Below are 20,833 nucleotides of genomic sequence, written 5' to 3' on the forward strand. Positions count from 1 at the left end.
ATGAGGTAAAGATATAAAATATTTTAATATATCAAATTTAGTTATTAAAATATTTTAATAATTAAGAAGTAGTTGGCGAATTTAGTTATTAATTAACGGAAATAACATCTTTTCTTTAATGACGCAACAAGCACCTATAACGCCCGCACGACGGCCTAAAGCAGACTTTTTAAGCTTCATGTCACGGTTGACTAAACCGAGAGAATATTTTTTTAATGCAGACTGAATAGGTAGTAAAGCATAGTCGCCCAATTGTGCGAAATCTCCGCCAATTACCAGTAGATCAGGGTTGAAGATGTTTAACAGAATAGATAAATAGCGTCCCATTTTTTCGCTTTGCTGTGTTACTAAATCGACACAAAGCGTGTCTTCAAGATTTACAGCACCATTAATAATGGCATTATGTTGCAGGGTAGAAGAGTTTTCGTCAAGGATTACTTTAGATTGTTTTCCTTCTTTGACCGCATCTTTAAACTGATTGATTAAAGACCAGCCTGAAATTTCGGTTTCCAGACAGCCTAGTTTTCCACACTGGCACATGATCTCATTGTTGAAAATAGTACTATGACCAAATTCTCCTGAATATCCTGATTTTCCGTAATATAGCTTTCCGTCGGTAATCATTCCAATAGCAACTCCCCAACTGTAATTTACAAAAATGATGTTTTGCTCATCGTCTACAACACCTTCACAATATTCACCAAAGGCCATTGCACGGGTATCATTCTCGAGATGTACCGGAAGATCTAATTGTTCTGAGATAATTTCGTTTAACGGTCTGTTTTCGCTAAAAAAATAATTATAACTAAAACCTTCCATCGAATTGATCCGGCCCGAAAAGTTGATGCAAACCCCAACAATCATTTTTTTCTCGACAGAGCTGTCTTCGATAAAGGAATTGATAAGTTCGCAAAATTTTAATAAGGATTGCTGTGTATTTTCTAATATAAACGAAGCTCCGAGTTCAACACTCACTAATTCATTTTTGATGTTTTGCAAGCCAATCGACATACTGCTGATTCCGACCTCAACGCCTAAAAAGTAAGCACAGGTAGGATTGATACTGTATAACGAAGGCCTGCGTCCGCCGCTATTGGTAATTTTACCCATATCAATTACATAACCTTCGGTGAGTAATTCATTTACGGCTTTGGTTACAGTAGGAACACTCGATTGTAATTCTGTACTTAATTCTGCAATAGTAGCATTTCCGCCCGATAACAATCGTTTTGTGATAGATTGCCTAAGCATGTGCCATTTTTGCCCTGAGAGGCTTTTGTCTTTGCTAACGTCTAATAAGTCTTTTAAACTCATGGTTTTATCAATTACAGTAATTACTACTTACAAACTTACTATAATTTTTAAATTAATAATGGTATTTAGGTTTCAATATTAAATTTTTTAGCTATTGCTAAATAGTTTTTAAAATTTTATAATAATAAAGGTGAAAAATTAAATACAATTCGATTTTGATTGTATACGTCACCCTATCCCGTAATGGCAGCATGAAAAAAAAATAAATAAAAGAATGTTCATTCATTTATTATTTTATCTTTGTCAAAAAAATGGCATGAGAATTAGAGACATTGACAAAGAGAAACTGGTGATTGCAACTGCAATTGATCAAATTGTGGAAGACGGATTTCAGGGTTTTAGCATGAACAAACTCGCCAAAGCCTGTTCTATCTCTGTTGGTACTCTATACATTTATTACAAAGACAAAGATGATTTAATACAAAAAATAGGGGCGGTGATTGCACTTAAGTTTTTTACAGGTACAGTAAAAGATTTTTCGCCGAAAATGTCATTTGAAGAGGGGTTGTGGAAACAATGGGAGAACCGGGCTGCCTTTACAATGAAATATCCTAAAGAAGTTGCATTTTTTGAAATTATCAAACATTCACCTCACGGAGAAGCCATTCTGGATTCTATTAAAGAGTTTGCAGATTTTAGAATGATTATGAAGGAGTTTATTGAAAGGGGACTTCGTAATAAAGAACTCATACCACTAACATTCGAAGTGTTCTGGGCGGTGGCTTATGGCCCGTTATACACCTTGTTAAACCTCCATACTGAGGGTAAGAGTATGGGAGGGAAGCCATTTAAACTTACCAGAGAAATGATGCACGAAGCTTTTAAGGCAACGATTAAAGCTTTAAAACCATGAAAAATTATGGAAACAGATTTAAATACAATACATGTTTTTAAAACCAATATTAAAAATGCAGATCCGTCTTGTGAGCTGCACAAAACATTAAATAGTCATTCGGATATTCAGCAATGGAGTATCGATCACGAAGATGTCGATTGCGTATTGCGCGTTGTATCGGATGTACTGAAACCTGAAACAATTATTGGCATGATCACAGAGTTTGGTCATGAGTGTCAGGAATTATTTTAACCCACAGGATGCATTTTAACCCATAGGGACACAGGATTTGCATGATCAGAAAGGCGTTTCACTTTTTCAAAGTATACATAGGCACTATGTAAAAGAAATGTTTCTTTTTGTATTCTTTTTCTAAACCTAAAATCTATGTTTTTATGTGTTACGTTTTTTTGCGTAGTGTATCCCAAAAAATGAACCTTAATCAAAAAATAACCATTTAAATGGAAAAAACTACTGGGGAAAGTCCCGCTTTTACTTCACACCAAATTATCATTATTGCTATTCTGGCACTTTTGCAGTTTACTGTAATACTTGATTTTATGGTTATTTCTCCGCTGGGAGATATTTTAATGAAAACGCTTAATATGACCACGGCAAACTTTGGTTTTGCCGTTTCGGCTTATGCTTTTAGTGCCGGGATTTCAGGATTGCTGGCCGCAGGTTTTGCCGATAAATTTGACCGTAAAAAACTCCTGATGTTCTTTTATACAGGATTTATTATTGGTACTGTTTTCTGTGCCCTTTCTACCAGCTACACGATGTTGCTTTTAGCCAGGATCGTGACCGGGCTTTTTGGCGGCGTTATTGGTTCTGTTTCTCTGGCCATTGTAACCGATTTATTCGTTATACATCAAAGAGGGCGTGTTATGGGGTTTATTCAAATGGCATTTGCCACCAGTCAGATTTTAGGAATCCCAATTGGGCTATATTGCGCCAATCACTGGGGATGGCATTCGTCATTTTTAATGATTGCCGGTTTGGGCGTGTTGATTCTTATAGCGATCATAACCCAAATGGAGGCTATTAACAAACACTTAGAATTGCAGTTGGACAAAAGCCCTTTTGTACATCTTTGGCATACTTTGAGCAACAAACAATATCAGATTGGTTTTGCTTCTATTGCCTTTCTTTCGGTTGGAGGTTTTATGCTGCAGCCTTTTGGAAGCGCCTTTTTGGTCAACAATATTCATATCAGTCAGCTTGAATTGCCTATGGTATTTTTCTTTACCGGACTTTCGGTTTTATTTATTATGCCATTAGTGGGAAAATTGAGTGATAAGATAAGCAAGTTTAAATTGTTTGCCGGAGGTTCTGTGATTTCAATTGTAATGATCCTTATTTATACCAATTTAGATCCAATTCCGTTATGGGAAATCGTAGTGATCAATATGATTTTGTTCATGGGAATTATGAGCCGAATGATTCCGGCCACAACCTTAAATACTGCTATTCCTGAAATGAAAGACCGTGGGGCATACATGTCAATTTCGTCTTCGTTGCAACAAATTGCAGGCGGAATCGGAGCTGTTTTTGCCGGGTATATTGTACATCAGAAAACAAAATCGGCGCCTTTAGAAAATTATGATATTTTAGGATATGTTATTGCCGTGATTACACTTTCAACGGTGTTTTTAATCTGGAGGGTAAATCAGCTCGTAAAATCAAAAGAGAAAGCACTGAAAGTTTAAAGACTTACCTTTTTCTGATTCATAAAAAAAGCATGTGATATTTTACTGTATCACATGCTTTTTTCCCGTTTTAGAGATACCGTTTCAAAGGTTTTGGGTTCCTCGATTTTGTCTTTTATGGTTTTGATAAAATCATTTGCGTTGTCTATATAAAGCAATATTCTTTTGGGGTCTTTTGTAATGCCAAATGGTAAAGTAACGGTTCTGCTCTCTTTTAGTTCAATCGAAATATTATGAGGTTCCAGTTTGCCTAACAATGCAAATTTTACAAGTTCATTGCTTTTCTCATAATCACCTTCAAATTTTTGTATCATATTAATTGAATCAAGAGGAATTTCTAAAGTGTCAAAAAGCCCGTAACGAATGATTATTTTTTGTGATAAAACAAGATGAGCCCTAAAAAAAACAGCTTTTAAATGTCCTGTCAAATTGATTAATAAATAAACGTGAAGTACCAAAAAAAGAATCGCGACTGCGCTGTTCCAGGCAACCAGAAGCATGTGTACCCCAATTGCTTCAACTACAGAAACCAGCATTAAACCCATATAAACCGCGCTTACGCCACTTTCGCGGTATCCGGAAAAACGAGTAGTATCACTTTTATTTCTGCTCCATTTTATAAAACAATAATAGAAAGAGCAAACTTCAAAAGAGATCATTTTTCCTAATTTTTTAAACGGGATTGCTTTTTTTAAAGTATCCGAAATAATGTCATATTCGTCCTTTTCAATCGTATCGTTTTGTTGTACTGCTTTTCTGAAATTTCGAATAAATTGGAATCCTTTCCATAACAAGAAGATCAGAAAGGCACTGTTTAAATAGATTTTCCACTCAAAAATGACTTCAAAAATATTGCCTTCCATTTTGAAGATATAGGGAGTAATTTTAAAGACAGAATAAAACACAAACCAAAACGTAAATTCGGTTTGTTTTTTCTTTGTCAGTACATAATAAAGTGCCGGAGCCACGATGAGAAACAGGGTTGTTAAAACGGAATCATTTGGAACGGAATTACTTAAACTAATCAAAGCTATACTTATTTCGATGGCAATAAAAATAAGTAAGGAGCTGTATTTTTTTATCATAAAACTTTTGGAAATCCGTTATAAATTTATGTTTTAAAAGTAGAGATTCTTAAATGAATTGTATCATTTTGGAGAATGTTTTTTCTCTTGTAAAAGCGACTAAGGAAGACCTTTTTTAACGCTGTAAATGTCATTTTGATCATGGTTACCGGATTTTATTTCAGATGATTGGTATTGTTTCTGTTCACATTAGTTACTTGTAAAAGCAACAATTTTGACTGATATTAAATTTGGTTTATTTATTTTAGCGCATGTAATGTATTTTTAATGTTTTTAAGCGACTGGAAATGAGTTTTAACAGTAAAATTATAGTAGGTATTTTATCCTATAAAAATAATTTATTTATTTTTATTTATGAGAAAAAACCTATAACAGTAAAATAGTTTTACTATATTTACACTGCTTAAAATACGGCTTTAAGAACAAAATAAATTTTTAATACGACATTATGAGTACAAACACCCTTTCAAAAGAAGCCGAAACAAGGCTGATGAATTTTTTTAAAAACACCATAGATCCGCAGGAAATGGCGAAGTCTATCAGGCAGGTAAATTATGTTCTTGCTTTGGGATCTTTGAGACAGCACGAAACGATTCAAAACGAAAAAATCAATTTAGAAAATAACTTTTATTGGCTGAATGAATTGGCCGAAATTTTAAGTCCTTATTTAGATGTAGAATAAGTTTTTTTAGAACTAATAAATAATTATAAACCCCGATCCTGAAAAGCCGGGGTTTTTTATTGGTTTCGCTGCGTTTGAGGCTGCAGAGACCCAAGTTAGGAGACTCAGACAATTCAGGGTCCTCAATTCTTTTAAATTCTGCTTTTAAGATTTTAGAAAAGTGCCTGTTTTAACTGATTGTGTTGCTACTAGTTACTTTCGAAATGAATTAATTTGTAAAAAAAGAAGATTTACATTACAAGATTAGTGTAAATTATACGTTAGCATGTATAGTTTTAGAATTGTTTTTATTTCGAATATAAAATGCGCAGGTTCGAATACCGGACCAAAACTTATACATACCAATTGAGACTTCGTTTTAGCACCCGTAATTCTTATTATTGTTGATTGCGGTTTGTGGTGAAATAAAAGGGTTCTTAAAAGTAAAATTAAATAAACGTAGAATTTAAAATAAAAGAAATGGCAGATAACAATATCTATTTTGCAAAAGCAGACAGTCCAAAAATGATCGAAGCTTTTGAAAGGGCACAAAAAACGTTTAAATATTTTTGGAGGGAACTTTCCTGGGAATACCGTCGTATTGTTCCGGCATTGGATGTGGCGTGTGTGAAAGTTGCATTCTCACAAGAACTTGAAGACGAAACAGCAGTCGAACACATGTGGATTAACGATGTTGAATTTGATGGCGAAACTATAAAAGGTATTTTGATTAATACGCCCAATGAACTCACCAATATTGATAATGGAGCTCATGTAGAGATTCCGCTAAGTCAGTTGAGTGACTGGTTATTTTCGTCCGGAGGAAGAGCATACGGAGGTTTTACAATTCAGGCTTTACGTTCTGAAATGAATGATCACGAAAGGGCAGAACATGATGAGGCCTGGGGTTTGGATTTTGACGATTATAACAATATCAGAGTGGTCCATAACCAGGATGAACATCCTGAGGGTTTAATAGAACATCCTATGAGTATCAATATGAAGGACAGTTTAATTGACTTTTTAAAACAAAATCCAAAAGAATTATTAAGCGATGATTTTGGTTATAATTTTCTGCACAGAGAAACCATTGCGGGCAATGTAACCTCAGTCGAAGTTTTACTGGATCTGGGAATAGACAAAAACGAAAAAACGAAAAACGGCAAGACAGCATTAGATTTTGCCAGAGCACTCGATTGGGAACATATTATTCCGGTACTTGAAAAATAAAACAAACGTTTTTTTTAAACCGATAGAAAAGAAGAAACAATGACAGAAAACGAAGAATTTATATATGAGTCTATATTTAATCAGGTACGAATGGGATTTTTATCGCCTGATGAAATTAAAGAAAATATACTGGAAGAAATTGAAGATAATGAATTTGAAAGCGAAATTTCGGAAAAATGGGCAAATGACCTGATTGATACTGAATTTCAAAAGGTGCTAAAAGAAAGTGAAAAATGGAGCAAACCAACAGATACAGACCGATTGATAACAGCATTTGATGAGTTGTGCCACCAAAATATTATTGCCCTGCACAATGCAGGTTTTACCACAAGTGACGGAGAGTATGAAGTGGTCGAAGTTGAAGTTCAATTAAACGACCGCCAAAAAGCATCTGCCGGATATTGTTTTTATCACGAACAGGACCTTTCGAGAGCCATAGAATTAGAAGATCCGAGTTTGTATATTGCATTTCAAAAAATCAATAATGATCATGATGACGTTACAATTGCCGTTGGTAAAAAAGTAGCAGAGATATTAAAGAAAAACGGTTTTGAAGTGGTATGGAATGAACAGGCGACAAGCAAAATTTTGATTCCCAATTTTAAATGGCAACTTCTGTATGATGAAAGTAACAGGGACTTACTGGATTATAAAAAAGTAGTTGATGTGATGACGGAGTAAAACTCTTTAAAATAAGAAATAAACTAAAATGGCAGGTGAGAGTACTTAACCTGCCATTTTTTTGTTTCAGGATTTAATGCCAATACCAATTCAATGGTCCGGCTTACTATGAAAAAAAGTTAATAATACCTGTGTAAATGGTGATACGGTAGTTGTAAAACGTCGTAAGCTCATTAGTAAAGAGCATTCCGGAAAATTAGCGACCAGTGCAAGTCAGTGCCTGAGCAGGGAATATAAGGTATTCTTAAAATAGTGGATAACCAAGGGAAGACTGGTTAGTTTATCTCCCAAAGTTGCAGATGCATCAGGCAGAATCGAAAACATCATGGTTGGATGTTTTCGATTCTGCCTGATTTTTTTTTAAACTTCTTCAAAATAAAAAAAAATATTTGATTGAAAACCAGCTGTCTTCTGTTGGTTTAGCGGATTGTTTCTTTATTCAAACGAGTTTAACAACCACTTCAAAACACCTGCGAAAAGCCCTTATTTGATGTAGAAAAAGTTCTACACAGAAGAGTTGTGTGTCCTACAATTTATTGGTTTCGTTGAAATTACTTTTGTCGAAATAATTTTCTTATCAGAATTATATAATTGATTTTTTAGTATTAGTCACAGTGCCGGAATTCCCCAAATTCTATCCTAAGATTATCCACCCTATTTGTTTGGAAATAATAGTATTTCTAACCACCACAATAATGTGAAATAAACTGAAACAAACATTCGTAGTAACGAATTGTACTTGTGTTTTAGATGTCTTGCATGAATGGTTGTTAGGATAGATATCGTCACGCTGTAAAATAGCATAATTATATATTCTAAAATTAAAAACCATTACAAAAACGACCACAACATGAAAGCAAAAATTACTTTATTAATCCTGTTTTTTTTGGGATGTGTAAGTGTTAACGCTCAATCTTTTCTGATTAGTTTTCCTAATCATGCCGCTGCACCTGTGCAGAATCCACGAAATTTAACGGTTTGTAATTCCTCTTCTTTATTACAAGTCCGACTTGATGTTGCCACAGCCTCTGCAACCGGAGGAAGTGTAACCATCCAGTTACCAGCTGGTATTGAATACGTATCAGGAAGTGTTTTGAAAAACGGCGGAACAGCTGCACTAACCATTACGGATAATGGCGGAACAGTCAATGCACCCCAATTTAAACTGGGGCCAAACTCCTTAACTGCCGGAGATTATATTGTTTTTACAATAGACAGAAAAGCAACTTGTACTGCAAGAACAAGTGCCATATCCGGAACAACTTTTAAAGACATTGTTACCGGAACCATTACCGGTCAAACGGCAAGTACAGGAACATCATCTGCTTATCAGGTTTCTTATCCTGTATTTAGTTTTACGCAACCGGCAACACAAAATAACGCTGTTATAGGTCAGACGTATTCCAGGACTTTTACGATTACCAATGGTGGTAACGGATGCACAAATGAGGTTAATTTTACGATAGATTATCCTTCAAACGGAATTAAACAAACAAGTCTTACTCTTGGAGGTGTTGCGATTACGCCAACATCTACCGTGGGTACAACTTCTTATTATACCATAAATGCCGCACAATTACCCGGTGGTGATTTTTGTTTTGGTGAAGCTTTGACTTTTACAGAAACCTACCTCGTAAAAACATGTAGTGCAGCGACGAATTATTCCGCAGGTTGGGGCTGCGGTTTAACGCCGGCAACCTGGTGCCAGACGGTATCAGGTAGCGCAGGTGTTACGATGGTTTCAGGTGTCCCAAACTACAGCCAGTTTACCGTTTCTAAAGTGGGTTATGTTAACGATTGTACCCCGTTTTTATTTAAAGTTTTATACAAAAATGCAGGAACAGGAAATACAACCGCTGCAACAATGTACAATGCTGCCTTTAATATCGGACAAGGTGTTGCGGCTGGAACAGCTTTGCAAAATATGCAGTTTCAGAGTTTAAATTTAAATGCTGCAACGATTAATGGTAAAACGGTACCACATACCGGAGGAACAGGGACCAGTATCTACAGTATGAATCTTAAAGATTTATTTACCGCTGATCCTGATGGGGTTGGAGTTGGTCTGGATGATCTTGACGGAGATGGTTTTTACGATGATTTACCAGCTGGCGCATCCGTAACTTTTGATATTGCTGCGCTAATGAACTGTAGCGCAACCTGCAACATTAGCCGTTCTTTATATTATTCATTTTGTGGTACAATTTCGTATACGACGATGTGCAGCAGTACAGTTGCGACCTCTGATTTTATTAGAGATTCTCATTATAGTGCAGACAGGGATACTCCTTTGTCTACTTTTTTTGGAGAAACTTTACAAACAGCAGATAATAGTTATGCCCCTTCGAATGTAGATTGTGGCGTGCCTTTCAGAATGCGGTTTTCTGTGAACTGGTATGCCATGGCCCCACTTAATTTTAATGCCAATCAAAAGTGGACTTATGAAATTACTTTACCTGCAGGAGTTAGTCTTTCGGGTACAGGTAATCCACAGTGGAATAATGGAAAAGACATTAATAGCACCACTTTTTTAACACCAACAATCACACAAACGGGTAACGTGGTGACGGTAGTCTCACCGGGCGTTTTACCGGGAATGGTTTATCTTGATCTGGTTGTTGATTGTAATACTTCGTGTGGTGCAGGATTAACGATACCATACAATTTTAAATATATTAATGATAAAACAGCTTCCTGTAACTGTAATAGTGCCGTGTTTTGTGGTACGTACACTGTAGGAAAGGTAGTTTGTCCGGGTCCATGTCCGGCTGGAGGAGCCAGTATCAGAAGTTCAAAAGTCGAAAGAGCCGATAATTCATTAGGATGGACCAATACTACTTTGACTACACATCAGGTTAGAAGTGCTATTTCTGCCTACGACTTATCAAAAGCTTTGTACCTGGATCAAATTGATATTACGGCTACCGGAGTTCAAAATGGTATTCCGGCAGCCAATTTATACCTCAACACTTCTATTAATAAATATGCAGGAAATGGTGATAAACTAACGCCTTTGAGTATTGATGTAGTGATCAAAAGAGCAGGGGTAACTGTTTCAACCGGAACAAGTACAACATTTACCACTACCGGAACCACTACTACCGGAGTTTTACCTTCATATGGTATTCAGGTCATACGATGGAATTTAACTGCAGCCTTGCCGGCAGGAGGTTTATTAGCCGGAGATACTTATGAAACAGTAGCACATTATACCGTTTCAACGAATGCTTTACCTAATAATGATGTACAAACCGGTAACGGTATGTATTTCTATAATTTAGATGCTGCGAATAATGAAGTTTCCTGTAACAACAGAGTTCCGGAACTTTATCTGGTGGGTACCAGTTTTGGGTTTAGTCCCTATTCTCAAAATGCTACAAATGCCTGCGGAATTGCTTCGTCTCAAAGTACCATTTTTAGGCAATATGCAGCATCCGGAAACTTTTATAAAAATGAAATACGTCCCGGATATGTCATGACGGCTTATACAGTTACGGTTCCGGCAGGTTATGCGATGGTTGGAGTAAAAAACACTCAATTTGGAGCTGCTTATTTAACACCGGCTTCAGTAGTTGGAAATACCTACCGATATGAACTTCCTGTAGTCGTAAATGATTTACGACCTTCATTAAATTATCAGTCTTATTACGTAGATATGTCGCCAACCTGTGCTACAGCTGCCTCTGAATCGTATTCGATAACAGGTGAATTTCAGGATTTATATTATCACTATAAAGATTTAGGATTTTCGAATCCGGATAAAAAAACGCAAACTTTTACGGTCACTGTACCTTACAATGCAGCAACAAAACCAACAGTTGCGTTTACAAATCAAACCGGAACCATACAGGCTTCAAAACCAACCGAAAGTTTTACAGTTCGCCTGGCTAATACAGGAACAGCTACAGCCCCTTATACCTGGATTTCTGTACCAAATGTATCCGGAGTTACCATCACGCAAATCGTAGATGTAGCGACCAATACAGCTTTAACACCAATCAATTATGCTGGGGGGGTATGGTTTAAACTGAGTGCTGCAGGATTAACAACAGCGGCAACAAAAGATTATCGTATCGATTTTAATTATACTACTTGTGTAGCTACAACCATCAATGTTGATGCAGGCTGGAACTGTGCTTCATTTCCAACAGATCCGTCCGGTTATACTTGTAACCATAATACAATAGCTTTACCGTTTATTCCGCAAACTGCGGAGGTACAGATTATCACTGTAAAACAGCCAACAGCACCAGTCGACTTATGTACCGCTATTCCGTTTGAGTACAGAATGAACTCTGCAGGAGCAGGAAATACGGTAAACAACAAATTTGTGGTTGATTTACCTGTTGGAATGTTTTATGAATCCGGTTCAATCCAGGCCGAATATCCTGCTAATTCAGGGAACTGGAGCCCGGTTAGTTTTACCAGCTCAGGCACAAGAACAACGGTAGATTTAAGTTCACATCCAAATTATCCAATTCAGGGCTTACCCGGAACATTAAATGACGGAGGAAATAATAATTTAAGATTAATAGGACTTCGTTTTTCATTAAACACCAATTGCGATTTTGTAGCAGGTTCAAACATCAACATATTTGCCAGTGCAAATCGTTCATGTGGTGCACCGGCTACAGGAGACGGAGTAGGATCAGCCTCATTATCCATTAACGCAAATGGTGTGGTTCCGGGTTATTTTGTCGTGAGCAATTTAGCGCTAACTTCAGGCTCATTTAATAATTGCAATAGTCCGGTAGTTTTTAGTGCAGCCCATACCATTGTTTCTTCTGTGCCAACAGGTTCAACAGGTTCAGCACATATCATTCTGCCTCCGGGTTATGATTATGTGGCAGGTTCATACGCTTGCGTTGGTAGCCCATGCGCTACATTTAAAGGAATTGCCACCAATGGAGCAGGTCAACGTTATATCGACTTAGGAATTCCTGCCGGAATGAACTCAGGAGATAAACTCAACTATACATTTGCAGTCGAAAAAACAAGTTCCGTAGCGTGTTCAAACTACAGGGTAGTACTGCAAACCGTTGATGACATTGCCGGAGTAGGCTGTAGTTCAGCTCCGGGCGGAATTTGTTCGAATATTGCGATCCAAACCGGAAGCACTTCTTACGAATATACAATTTCGAATCCAACATTAGAAATTACAAGTTTTAAAGGCACTTATACCGCAGGCACTTATTCTGGTTCTGTATCGGTTACGAATACCAGTACATTAAATCAAACCAATTCAGGTCCGGCCAATCCTGTTAAAATAAGTTTTTATTGTGCCGATGCATCAGGAAATCAAACAGGATCATTGTTAGGAACCTATACCATGACAGGTTCAATTGCTGCAGGAGCAACAGGTACTGAAAACTATACATTGTCAGGAGCAAGTGCATGCGGAGCTGGAAAAATAGTGGCTGTTATCTCTACAGCAGATAATTGTATCTGTGAAACAGCTACTAAAACCATGGATTTATTACCGGTTGCCACAAACGATTCACATTGTTATACACAGGGAGCAACCTCAACAGTAATCAATGTACTAGCAAATGATACAACGGGGGATACTATTGTACCTGCTACAATAAGTTTAATTGCACCAGTTGGGGCAACAGGAATCATTACAGATGGGAATGGTGATGTGATAAGCATGACGATTGATTTAGAAGGAACGTGGAATGTCAATGAAACAACAGGAGAAATCACTTTTGTTCCAGTATCGAATACCATACTAAATCCAAGGCCAATACAATATACCGGACGTGATGCAGAAGGAAATATTTCTAATATTGCAACCCTTACAGCTAAAACATCTGTTGAGAAAGTGGGAACAGAGTCGACCTCATGCTCTGCCAATGGTTTAGGATATACTTTGAATGTAGCGGTAAAAGGATTAGCACCCTATACCGTAACAGGAACAGGAGCACCGGGAACATGGTCAGGAAATAGTTGGACTTCTGGTACAATTACTACAGGAACCAATTATAATGTAAGCATTCAGGATGCTAATGGATGTAATAATCTGTTAGTTTCAGGAACGGCACCGGTTTGTTGTTTATTTGAAGTAACCCATCCCACATTTGCAGCGACCACTATTTCATGTTATAAGCAACTGCCAACTGCCACTTCATTAACTAAATCAGAATTTGAAGCTTTAGGAAATGCAAATGGATTTATAGGAACTAACCCGTGTGGTGTACTTGTAATCAGTGCTTCAAACGGACCAAATCCGGGTTGTAGCGGAACAGTTACGAGAACTTATACGGTAACGGAATATGCAGATACCAATAACAATAAGGTAAGAGATGCTGGTGAAAATACAGTTTTAAATACGACTAATAGTATCCAAACTTTTACTATCGACAGAGCAGACTTTACCATGCCAGCCAATCAGGGATCAACTGTGGCATGTGCTTCGGGAATTGTAGCGCCTGCAGTTCCGGTTGTAAAAGACAATTGCGGAAATACTTTAACGGCAAGTTCGCCGGTTATTTCGGCAACGCCAGCTTGCGGAGGAGATGTAACCTATACGTATACTTTTACAGATTGTGAAGGCAACGCGCACAATTGGGTGTATACCTACACCATTGAAAGAGCAGATTTTACCATGCCAGCCAATCAGGGATCAACTGTGGCATGTGCTTCGGGAATTGTAGCGCCTGCAGTTCCGGTTGTAAAAGACAATTGCGGAAATACTTTAACGGCAAGTGCGCCGGTTATTTCGGCAACGCCAGCTTGCGAAGGTGATGTAACGTACACGTATACTTTTACAGATTGTGAAGGAAACGCGCACAATTGGGTGTATACCTACACCATTGAAAGAGCAGACTTTACCATGCCAGCCAATCAGGGATCAACTGTGGCATGTGTTTCGGGAATTGTAGCACCTGTAGTTCCGGTTGTAAAAGACAATTGCGGAAATACTTTAACGGCAAGTGCGCCGGTTATTTCGGCAACGCCAGCTTGCGAAGGAGATGTAACCTATACGTATACTTTTACAGATTGCGAAGGCAACGCGCATAATTGGGTGTATACCTACACTATTGATGATACAATTGCACCAACAGGAACAGCTCCTGCTGATATAACCGTACAATGTATTTCGGAAATTCCGGTAGCCAATGTAAATCTGATTACCGATGCAGCAGATAATTGTAGCGGAGGTGTTGTAATAACTGTTTCAGATACGAACAACGGTGGATCAGGCAGCATTAATACACCATACATCGTAACGAGAACGTATACCTTAACAGATTGCAGCGGACTAAAAACAAATTTAATTCAAACCATTACGGTTAAAGATACTCAAGTACCACAAACACCGGTTTTGGCTGATGTTACGATTGGTGAATGCAGCGGAACGCCAGTTGCACCAACCACTATTGATGCTTGTTCAGGAACTATAACAGGAACGACCACAACCGTTTTCCCAATTACCAAACAAGGAACTACAGTAGTAACCTGGACTTTTGATGATGGTCACGGAAATACAACAACAGCCAGTCAAAACGTAATCGTAAAAGATACAACAGCTCCAACAATACCAGTTTTGGCCGATGTAACTATTGGAGAATGCAGCGGAACACCAGTTGCACCAACCACTCTTGATGCTTGTGCCGGAATGATAACAGGAACGACCACAACCGTTTTTCCAATTACCAAACAAGGAACAACGGTAGTCACCTGGACTTTTAATGATGGTAACGGAAATACAATTCAGGCCAATCAAAATGTAATCGTAAAAGATACAACAGTACCGGTTGTACCTGCTTTAGCCGATGTGACATTAGAAGGTTGTAGCGGAACACCTGAAACGCCAAAAGCTAACGATGCCTGTGCGGGAATAATAACCGGAACGACCTCAGCTGTTTTCCCCATTGCCCAGCAGGGAACTACGGTAGTGACCTGGATTTTTGATGATGGAAATGGCAATATTACCAGTGTCAATCAAAATGTGATCATGAAAAATACGATTCCTGCCCCAATAAGCGGAGGAGATCAAAGCGCTTGCGTATCTGAAAATGTAAAAACACTGACGGCAACTGCAAGTGCGCCCGAAGGAACAAAAGTAGTTTGGTATACGTCAGCCACAGCTGGAAATAGTGTAACATCGCCAACATTAAACACGGTAGGAACAGTAACCTATTACGCTGAAACCGTAAATACAACTTCAGGATGCAGCAGCTTAACCAGAACACCGGTTAGCCTGACCTTATACAACTGTTCAATTGGGTTGATCAAAACAGTTGTTTTTGATGACAATAACAATGATGGTTTTGCACAAGCGGGAGAAACACTGAGTTATAGTTTTGAAATTACAAATCTTGGTAATGTGCCGTTGACCCATGTAAGCGTAACCGATATTAAAGAAGGATTAGAGTTAACGGGAGACCCAATTAGTTTAGAAGCAGGAGAAACCAATTCAACTGAATTTAAAGGAATCTATAAATTGACTCAGGCCGATATTAATTCAGGAAAAGTAAGCAATCAGGCAACTGTAACGGGAACAACACCTTTAAACACAACAGTAAGTGATGTTTCGGATGACAGTTCTCTTTCAGAAGATAAACCAACAGTATTAGATGTTACCGGTTGTGTAATCGAAGTATTTAATGCCGTTTCACCAAACGAAGACGGAAAAAATGACGCTTTCTACATTCGCGGACTTGAATGTTATTCAGATAACAGGGTAGAAATTTACAATCGTTGGGGAGTATTAGTATTCGAACGTGATCATTACAACAATACAGATCGTGTATTTAAAGGAATTTCTGAAGGACGAACTACGGTAAGCCAGTCCAGTGAATTACCAGCCGGAACTTATTTCTATATCTTAAAATATAAAGATATCAATAACGGCGGAGCACACGAGAAATCAGGCTATTTGTATATAACGAGATAAATTTAATTTCCGGGAGCGTAATCTCCCGGAATTATAAAACTAAAACACATGAGAACAAAAATTATAGTATTGGTATTGATTCTGGCATCAATTGGGAGTTATGCGCAACAAGACGCACAATTCACACAATATATGTACAATACCATTAGCATAAACCCCGCTTATGCCGGTTCAAGAGGTGCCATGAGTATCTTCGGACTATATCGTACCCAATGGGTTGGACTTGACGGAGCGCCGGAAACCAGCAGTTTTTCCTTAAATACCCCTTTAAACAATAGCAATTTAGGATTAGGGGTTTCGCTGCTCAATGATAAAATCGGGCCAACGAATGAGAATACCTTATCGGCAGATTTATCCTATACAGTCCCGACTTCAGAGACTTTCAAATTGTCTTTCGGAATCAAGGCATCAGCCAATTTATTTAATTTGGATATCAATAAACTGAATCCCGAAAATCAGGGCGATCCGCAATTTCAGGATTTAAACAGTAAAATTTCACCCAATATCGGAGCGGGGGTGTACTGGCATTCAGACAAAGCTTATATTGGTTTATCAGTTCCAAATTTTATCGAAACCAATCGGTACAGTGACAATGACGTAGCTATTTATAAAGACAAAATCAATTATTATTTAATTGCAGGATATGTCTTTGATCTGGATCACTATCAATACATAAAATTCAAACCGGCAATATTAACCAAAATGGTCGAAGGAGCACCTTTGCAGGTAGATCTTTCGGGCAACTTTATGTTCAACGATAAATTTGTTTTAGGAGTTGCCTACAGATGGAGTGCTGCCATAAGTGCTATGGCTGGATTTCAAATTACAGACGGTTTGTATATAGGATATGGCTACGATCATGAAACTACCCGTTTGAATAAATACAATTCAGGATCGCATGAAATATTCCTGCGTTTTGAATTCCTGAAAAATTACAGCCGAATAACTTCACCGAGATTCTTTTAATACTTCCAGTTATGAAAATTAAAAAATTAGTTTGTACCGTTTTTTTAGTGCTTTTTACCATCAAAGGACTGGCACAGGCGGGCCGTATATCCAGTGCCGATAAAGATTATGATAAGTATGCTTATATCGACGCCATCGCTACTTATGAAAAAGTAGCCAATAAAGGATATAAGGACGAGAAGATGTTTCAAAAATTAGGAAACTCGTATTATTTCAACGGGCTTTTGCCACAGGCAGCAAAGTGGTATGATGCTTTATTTGAAATGAACCAGAACCAGAACCCGGAATACTATTACCGTTATGCCCAGGCATTGAAATCTGTAGATAATTATGCGAAGGCAGAAAAAATAATGGAGCTTTTTCAGCAGAAATCCGGCAATGATGAACGAGCCGAATTAGCGAAGCATAATAAAAACTATCTGGATGTGATTAAAACAAATTCAGGACGTTTTGAAATGACAAATGCAGGAATAAATTCCAGGTATTCAGATTACGGAAGCGCTTTTCTGGATAATAAACTGGTATTTGCCTCAGCGAGAGATACCGGAAGCATTGCCAAAAGGGTATTTAAATGGACCAATCAATCGTTTACCAATTTATATTCGGTTGAATTACAATCGGATGGAAGTGTAGGTAAAGTAGAGAAATTTTCGAAAAAAGTCAATTCAAAATTCAATGAATCCACACCAACTTTTACTCAGGATGGTAAAACCATGTATTTTACCAGAAACAACTTTCTGGATGGTAAAAAAGGAAAAAATGACAAGAAAATTACCTTGCTCAAATTGTACAAAGCAAGTTTAATCGATGGAAAATGGGAGAATATAAGCGAACTTCCTTTTAATAGTGATAATTACAATACAGCACACCCGGCCTTAAGCCCGGATGAAAAAACACTTTATTTTGCTTCAGATATGCCGGGCGGGTACGGACAATCAGATCTTTATAGCGTATCTGTCAATAACGACGAAAGTTTTGGGACACCCAAAAATTTGGGTAAAACAATCAATACTGAAGGACGCGAAACTTTTCCGTTTGTGTCAGGAGATAACGAGTTGTATTTTGCCAGCGACGGGCAACCGGGATTAGGCGGACTGGACATATTTGTGGCTAAAATGAATGGTGATGCTTCTTTTGGGACAATCAAAAATATTGGGGAACCCATCAACAGCAAACAGGATGATTTTGCATTTATAATCAACAGTAAAAACCGCAATGGTTTTCTTTCGTCTAATCGAAAAGGAGGAATGGGATATGATGATATCTATCGTTTTACAGAGGTTAAAAAAATGGAATGTACACAAAGTTTGTTTGGAGCCATTTTAGATCTGGACACTAATGTTTTACTGCCATTTTCGACAGTGAATTTGCTTGACGATCAATTTAAGAGTATTGCAGAAATGAAAACAGGCGAAGACGGAAGATATCATTTTGAGGCAGAATGCGGTAAAAGTTATTACGTAAGAGCTGCCAAAGAGAATTATGAAACCAAAGAAACACCGGTTAATATTAAAGATGCTACCGGTAAAACAGAGTTGAATATTGCATTGGAACAGCGTGTAAAACCGGTAACGATTGATAGTGATTTGGCTAAAATAATGGACATTTCGATTGTTTATTTTAATTTGGATAAATGGAACATTACTTCAAAAGGTGCTTTCGAACTAGAGAAAATCTACGAAGTAATGCAGCAATATCCAAAAATGAAAGTAGACGTTCGCTCGCATACAGACAGCCGCCAAACGGCAAAATACAATCTGGCATTGTCAGACAAAAGAGCCAAATCTACCATTGCCTGGCTGGTAAAAAAAGGAATTGCTGCCAACCGATTAACCGGAAAAGGCTATGGAGAAAGCCAGTTGGTCAATAACTGTTCAGACAATGTACCTTGTACAGAAGCAGAACATCAGGCAAACAGACGCAGCGAATTTATAATAGTTTCAATGGAATAATAGTGAATTGGTTTTAAAAAAAAGAGGTCTTTTCTATAGTTAGAACGGCCTCTTTTTATACTTACATAAAATATGATTGATATAGATACCTTAATAAATGAAACCGGTGCCGACTCTGGTTTGATTTTTAATACAGATGGGATTTTGATAAAATCGGTTAATTTGCAATACGATCATAATGTAGCAGCTATGATGGGGATTATTATTAAAATGTGCCAGGAATTTACCGATGACCTTGAAAACGGACTGACCAGACAGGTGATGATCAAAAACAATAACGGTATTGTGGTAGCCAATATAGACAGTTATGATAATTGTGTTGCTTTGCTTTCTAAGGACAATACCCGAATTGGGCTTTTATTACTTAAAATGGATGCTGCTTTTAGAAACTAATATACAATCCTAATATAATTTTTAAAGAGAATGCAAAAAGCTAATTCAAATCTGAATTAGCTTTTTTGGTTTTAAGTATAAGTAAAGGTTGAAAATTTTAAATGGCAATATCCAGCGAGGGGCTAAAAATCATTTTAATCGATTGTTTAGACCGGTCTTCAATAGGGGCTTTTGGCGCTTTTACTTTTAAGGATTCAATGCCTTTGTCCCGTAAATCTTTATTTTTAAACAACCTGCTTACGCCAATGATTTTTCCGTTAAAAGCCTTCAGATTAAAATAGGCTTCATTATTCGAATTGGTCTTTCTGAAAAACTTAATATTATCCTGAGAATTTCTTTTCACAGATTCAATGCCTTTAAGGCACATTAATTTTCGGGTATATCCGCCACTGCTCAAAATAATATGCCCTTTTTTGTCTATAAACTCAAATTGAAATTCGCAATTCGAATTTTTATTAATTACAAATTTTTCCATTTTAGATTACTTTATTTAGCGCTACACAATTGTTTGAAAAATGATAGCGGTACTGTTTCTGTTATTGCGATTATTGAATTGAGATGGAATGAAAAACAAATTGCTCGAATGAAAAATAATTCTTCAGCTCAACCACCATTTCTGATTTTATCTTTGAGCAGTCATACAAGAAAATTTCATTAATATCTTTTAGCTTCTCAAAAATTTCCTGCTTAGAGGTACAAACAATTATGGGGACTCCTTTTTGTGAAACTCTCATAAATTCCTTCAGATTGCTTTCGGAATAGATGACAAATACTGCCGAAGAATACTCGTCCAGCAACGCTTCAAAATCTGTGATATCCGAATAAACGTCAAAAACAAAATCCTTTTTGAATGCATATTTCAGGATTTTGAAAAACTTCTTTTTGGTATCATATAGCAATATTTTTCCCTTTCCCATTTTTCCCTTTATCTTTAAAAATTTACAGCTATCGCTAAAAGATTTTTACATTCTTTGGTTTGATTTCAAAATAACTCCATTCAATGTTTTACAAAGTTACCTGCTGTAAAATCAATACTTTATAGAACAAGTTAGCAGTGTTTTGTAGAATGATTTCTACAGGGCTGAGGTCTGTTTTGCTTTAGGTT

The 20,833-nt window shown here is 37.2% G+C and carries 14 protein-coding genes; 10 read left to right on the forward strand and 4 right to left on the reverse strand.

Annotated elements, in window-relative coordinates; translation table 11 throughout:
* Nucleotides 1–81: 81 nt before the first annotated feature.
* The gene (locus tag ACHRWY_RS23730) at nucleotides 82–1,314 is read right to left on the reverse strand and encodes an ROK family protein (RefSeq protein ID WP_395357870.1); all 1,233 of its coding nucleotides are present in this window, start codon (nucleotides 1,312–1,314) and stop codon (nucleotides 82–84) included.
* Between the two features lie 256 nt (nucleotides 1,315–1,570).
* Here ACHRWY_RS23730 and ACHRWY_RS23735 point away from each other — a divergent pair, with 256 nt between their 5' ends.
* From ACHRWY_RS23735 to ACHRWY_RS23745, 3 genes are all read left to right on the forward strand, one after another.
* Nucleotides 1,571–2,167: a TetR/AcrR family transcriptional regulator gene (locus tag ACHRWY_RS23735; RefSeq protein WP_395357871.1), complete on the forward strand. Its 597-nt coding sequence runs from the start codon at nucleotides 1,571–1,573 to the stop codon at nucleotides 2,165–2,167.
* Nucleotides 2,168–2,173: 6 nt separating this feature from the next.
* On the forward strand, nucleotides 2,174–2,401 hold the full coding sequence (locus ACHRWY_RS23740) for a hypothetical protein (protein ID WP_395357872.1): 228 nt from the start codon (nucleotides 2,174–2,176) through the stop codon (nucleotides 2,399–2,401).
* Nucleotides 2,402–2,610: 209 nt separating this feature from the next.
* Nucleotides 2,611–3,858, forward strand: a complete 1,248-nt coding sequence (locus ACHRWY_RS23745) for an MFS transporter (RefSeq protein ID WP_395357873.1) — start codon at nucleotides 2,611–2,613, stop codon at nucleotides 3,856–3,858.
* Nucleotides 3,859–3,908: 50 nt separating this feature from the next.
* Here ACHRWY_RS23745 and ACHRWY_RS23750 read toward each other — a convergent pair whose 3' ends face one another.
* Entirely contained in the window at nucleotides 3,909–4,943 is a 1,035-nt protein-coding gene (locus tag ACHRWY_RS23750) for a hypothetical protein (RefSeq protein ID WP_395357874.1), read from the reverse strand.
* A 448-nt stretch (nucleotides 4,944–5,391) separates the two neighbouring features.
* On the opposite strand from ACHRWY_RS23750, the gene ACHRWY_RS23755 reads away from it, so the two are divergent.
* The 7 genes from ACHRWY_RS23755 (at nucleotide 5,392) to ACHRWY_RS23785 (ending at nucleotide 19,728) form a co-directional block, all read left to right on the forward strand.
* A complete protein-coding gene (locus ACHRWY_RS23755) occupies nucleotides 5,392–5,625 on the forward strand; it encodes a hypothetical protein (protein ID WP_395357875.1) in 234 nt (77 codons plus the stop codon).
* 459 nt (nucleotides 5,626–6,084) lie between these two features.
* Nucleotides 6,085–6,834 (forward strand): DUF2314 domain-containing protein, encoded by a 750-nt coding sequence (locus ACHRWY_RS23760; protein WP_395357876.1) that lies wholly within the window; start codon nucleotides 6,085–6,087, stop codon nucleotides 6,832–6,834.
* Nucleotides 6,835–6,873: 39 nt separating this feature from the next.
* On the forward strand, nucleotides 6,874–7,515 hold the full coding sequence (locus tag ACHRWY_RS23765) for a DUF6891 domain-containing protein (protein WP_395357877.1): 642 nt from the start codon (nucleotides 6,874–6,876) through the stop codon (nucleotides 7,513–7,515).
* Between the two features lie 850 nt (nucleotides 7,516–8,365).
* Nucleotides 8,366–16,417, forward strand: a complete 8,052-nt coding sequence (locus tag ACHRWY_RS23770; RefSeq protein ID WP_395357878.1) for a gliding motility-associated C-terminal domain-containing protein — start codon at nucleotides 8,366–8,368, stop codon at nucleotides 16,415–16,417.
* 48 nt (nucleotides 16,418–16,465) lie between these two features.
* Nucleotides 16,466–17,383, forward strand: a complete 918-nt coding sequence (locus ACHRWY_RS23775; RefSeq protein ID WP_395357879.1) for a type IX secretion system membrane protein PorP/SprF — start codon at nucleotides 16,466–16,468, stop codon at nucleotides 17,381–17,383.
* Nucleotides 17,384–17,394: 11 nt separating this feature from the next.
* Entirely contained in the window at nucleotides 17,395–19,335 is a 1,941-nt protein-coding gene (locus ACHRWY_RS23780) for an OmpA family protein (RefSeq protein ID WP_395357880.1), read from the forward strand.
* A gap of 72 nt (nucleotides 19,336–19,407) precedes the next feature.
* Entirely contained in the window at nucleotides 19,408–19,728 is a 321-nt protein-coding gene (locus ACHRWY_RS23785) for a roadblock/LC7 domain-containing protein (RefSeq protein WP_395357881.1), read from the forward strand.
* 97 nt (nucleotides 19,729–19,825) lie between these two features.
* Here ACHRWY_RS23785 and ACHRWY_RS23790 read toward each other — a convergent pair whose 3' ends face one another.
* Together ACHRWY_RS23790 and ACHRWY_RS23795 are read right to left on the reverse strand one after the other, a co-directional pair.
* Nucleotides 19,826–20,203, reverse strand: a complete 378-nt coding sequence (locus ACHRWY_RS23790) for a YegP family protein (RefSeq protein ID WP_395357882.1) — start codon at nucleotides 20,201–20,203, stop codon at nucleotides 19,826–19,828.
* A 70-nt stretch (nucleotides 20,204–20,273) separates the two neighbouring features.
* Nucleotides 20,274–20,645, reverse strand: coding sequence for a hypothetical protein (locus ACHRWY_RS23795; RefSeq protein ID WP_395357883.1), 372 nt, complete (start codon nucleotides 20,643–20,645; stop codon nucleotides 20,274–20,276).
* Nucleotides 20,646–20,833 lie beyond the last annotated feature (188 nt).

The sequence above is a fragment of the Flavobacterium sp. FlaQc-48 genome, assembly GCF_044007335.1.
Lineage (GTDB): Bacteria > Bacteroidota > Bacteroidia > Flavobacteriales > Flavobacteriaceae > Flavobacterium.

Excerpts from the sequence above, each read along its gene's own strand:
- ACHRWY_RS23750 (WP_395357874.1), bottom strand. The coding sequence starts at position 4,943 with ATGATAAAAAAATACAGCTCCTTACTTATTTTTATTGCCATCGAAATA.
- ACHRWY_RS23730 (WP_395357870.1), bottom strand. The coding sequence starts at position 1,314 with ATGAGTTTAAAAGACTTATTAGACGTTAGCAAAGACAAAAGCCTCTCA.
- ACHRWY_RS23795 (WP_395357883.1), bottom strand. The coding sequence starts at position 20,645 with ATGGGAAAGGGAAAAATATTGCTATATGATACCAAAAAGAAGTTTTTC.
- ACHRWY_RS23790 (WP_395357882.1), bottom strand. The coding sequence starts at position 20,203 with ATGGAAAAATTTGTAATTAATAAAAATTCGAATTGCGAATTTCAATTT.
- ACHRWY_RS23765 (WP_395357877.1), top strand. The coding sequence starts at position 6,874 with ATGACAGAAAACGAAGAATTTATATATGAGTCTATATTTAATCAGGTA.
- ACHRWY_RS23780 (WP_395357880.1), top strand. The coding sequence starts at position 17,395 with ATGAAAATTAAAAAATTAGTTTGTACCGTTTTTTTAGTGCTTTTTACC.
- ACHRWY_RS23760 (WP_395357876.1), top strand. The coding sequence starts at position 6,085 with ATGGCAGATAACAATATCTATTTTGCAAAAGCAGACAGTCCAAAAATG.
- ACHRWY_RS23775 (WP_395357879.1), top strand. The coding sequence starts at position 16,466 with ATGAGAACAAAAATTATAGTATTGGTATTGATTCTGGCATCAATTGGG.
- ACHRWY_RS23755 (WP_395357875.1), top strand. The coding sequence starts at position 5,392 with ATGAGTACAAACACCCTTTCAAAAGAAGCCGAAACAAGGCTGATGAAT.
- ACHRWY_RS23770 (WP_395357878.1), top strand. The coding sequence starts at position 8,366 with ATGAAAGCAAAAATTACTTTATTAATCCTGTTTTTTTTGGGATGTGTA.
- ACHRWY_RS23785 (WP_395357881.1), top strand. The coding sequence starts at position 19,408 with ATGATTGATATAGATACCTTAATAAATGAAACCGGTGCCGACTCTGGT.
- ACHRWY_RS23745 (WP_395357873.1), top strand. The coding sequence starts at position 2,611 with ATGGAAAAAACTACTGGGGAAAGTCCCGCTTTTACTTCACACCAAATT.
- ACHRWY_RS23735 (WP_395357871.1), top strand. The coding sequence starts at position 1,571 with ATGAGAATTAGAGACATTGACAAAGAGAAACTGGTGATTGCAACTGCA.
- ACHRWY_RS23740 (WP_395357872.1), top strand. The coding sequence starts at position 2,174 with ATGGAAACAGATTTAAATACAATACATGTTTTTAAAACCAATATTAAA.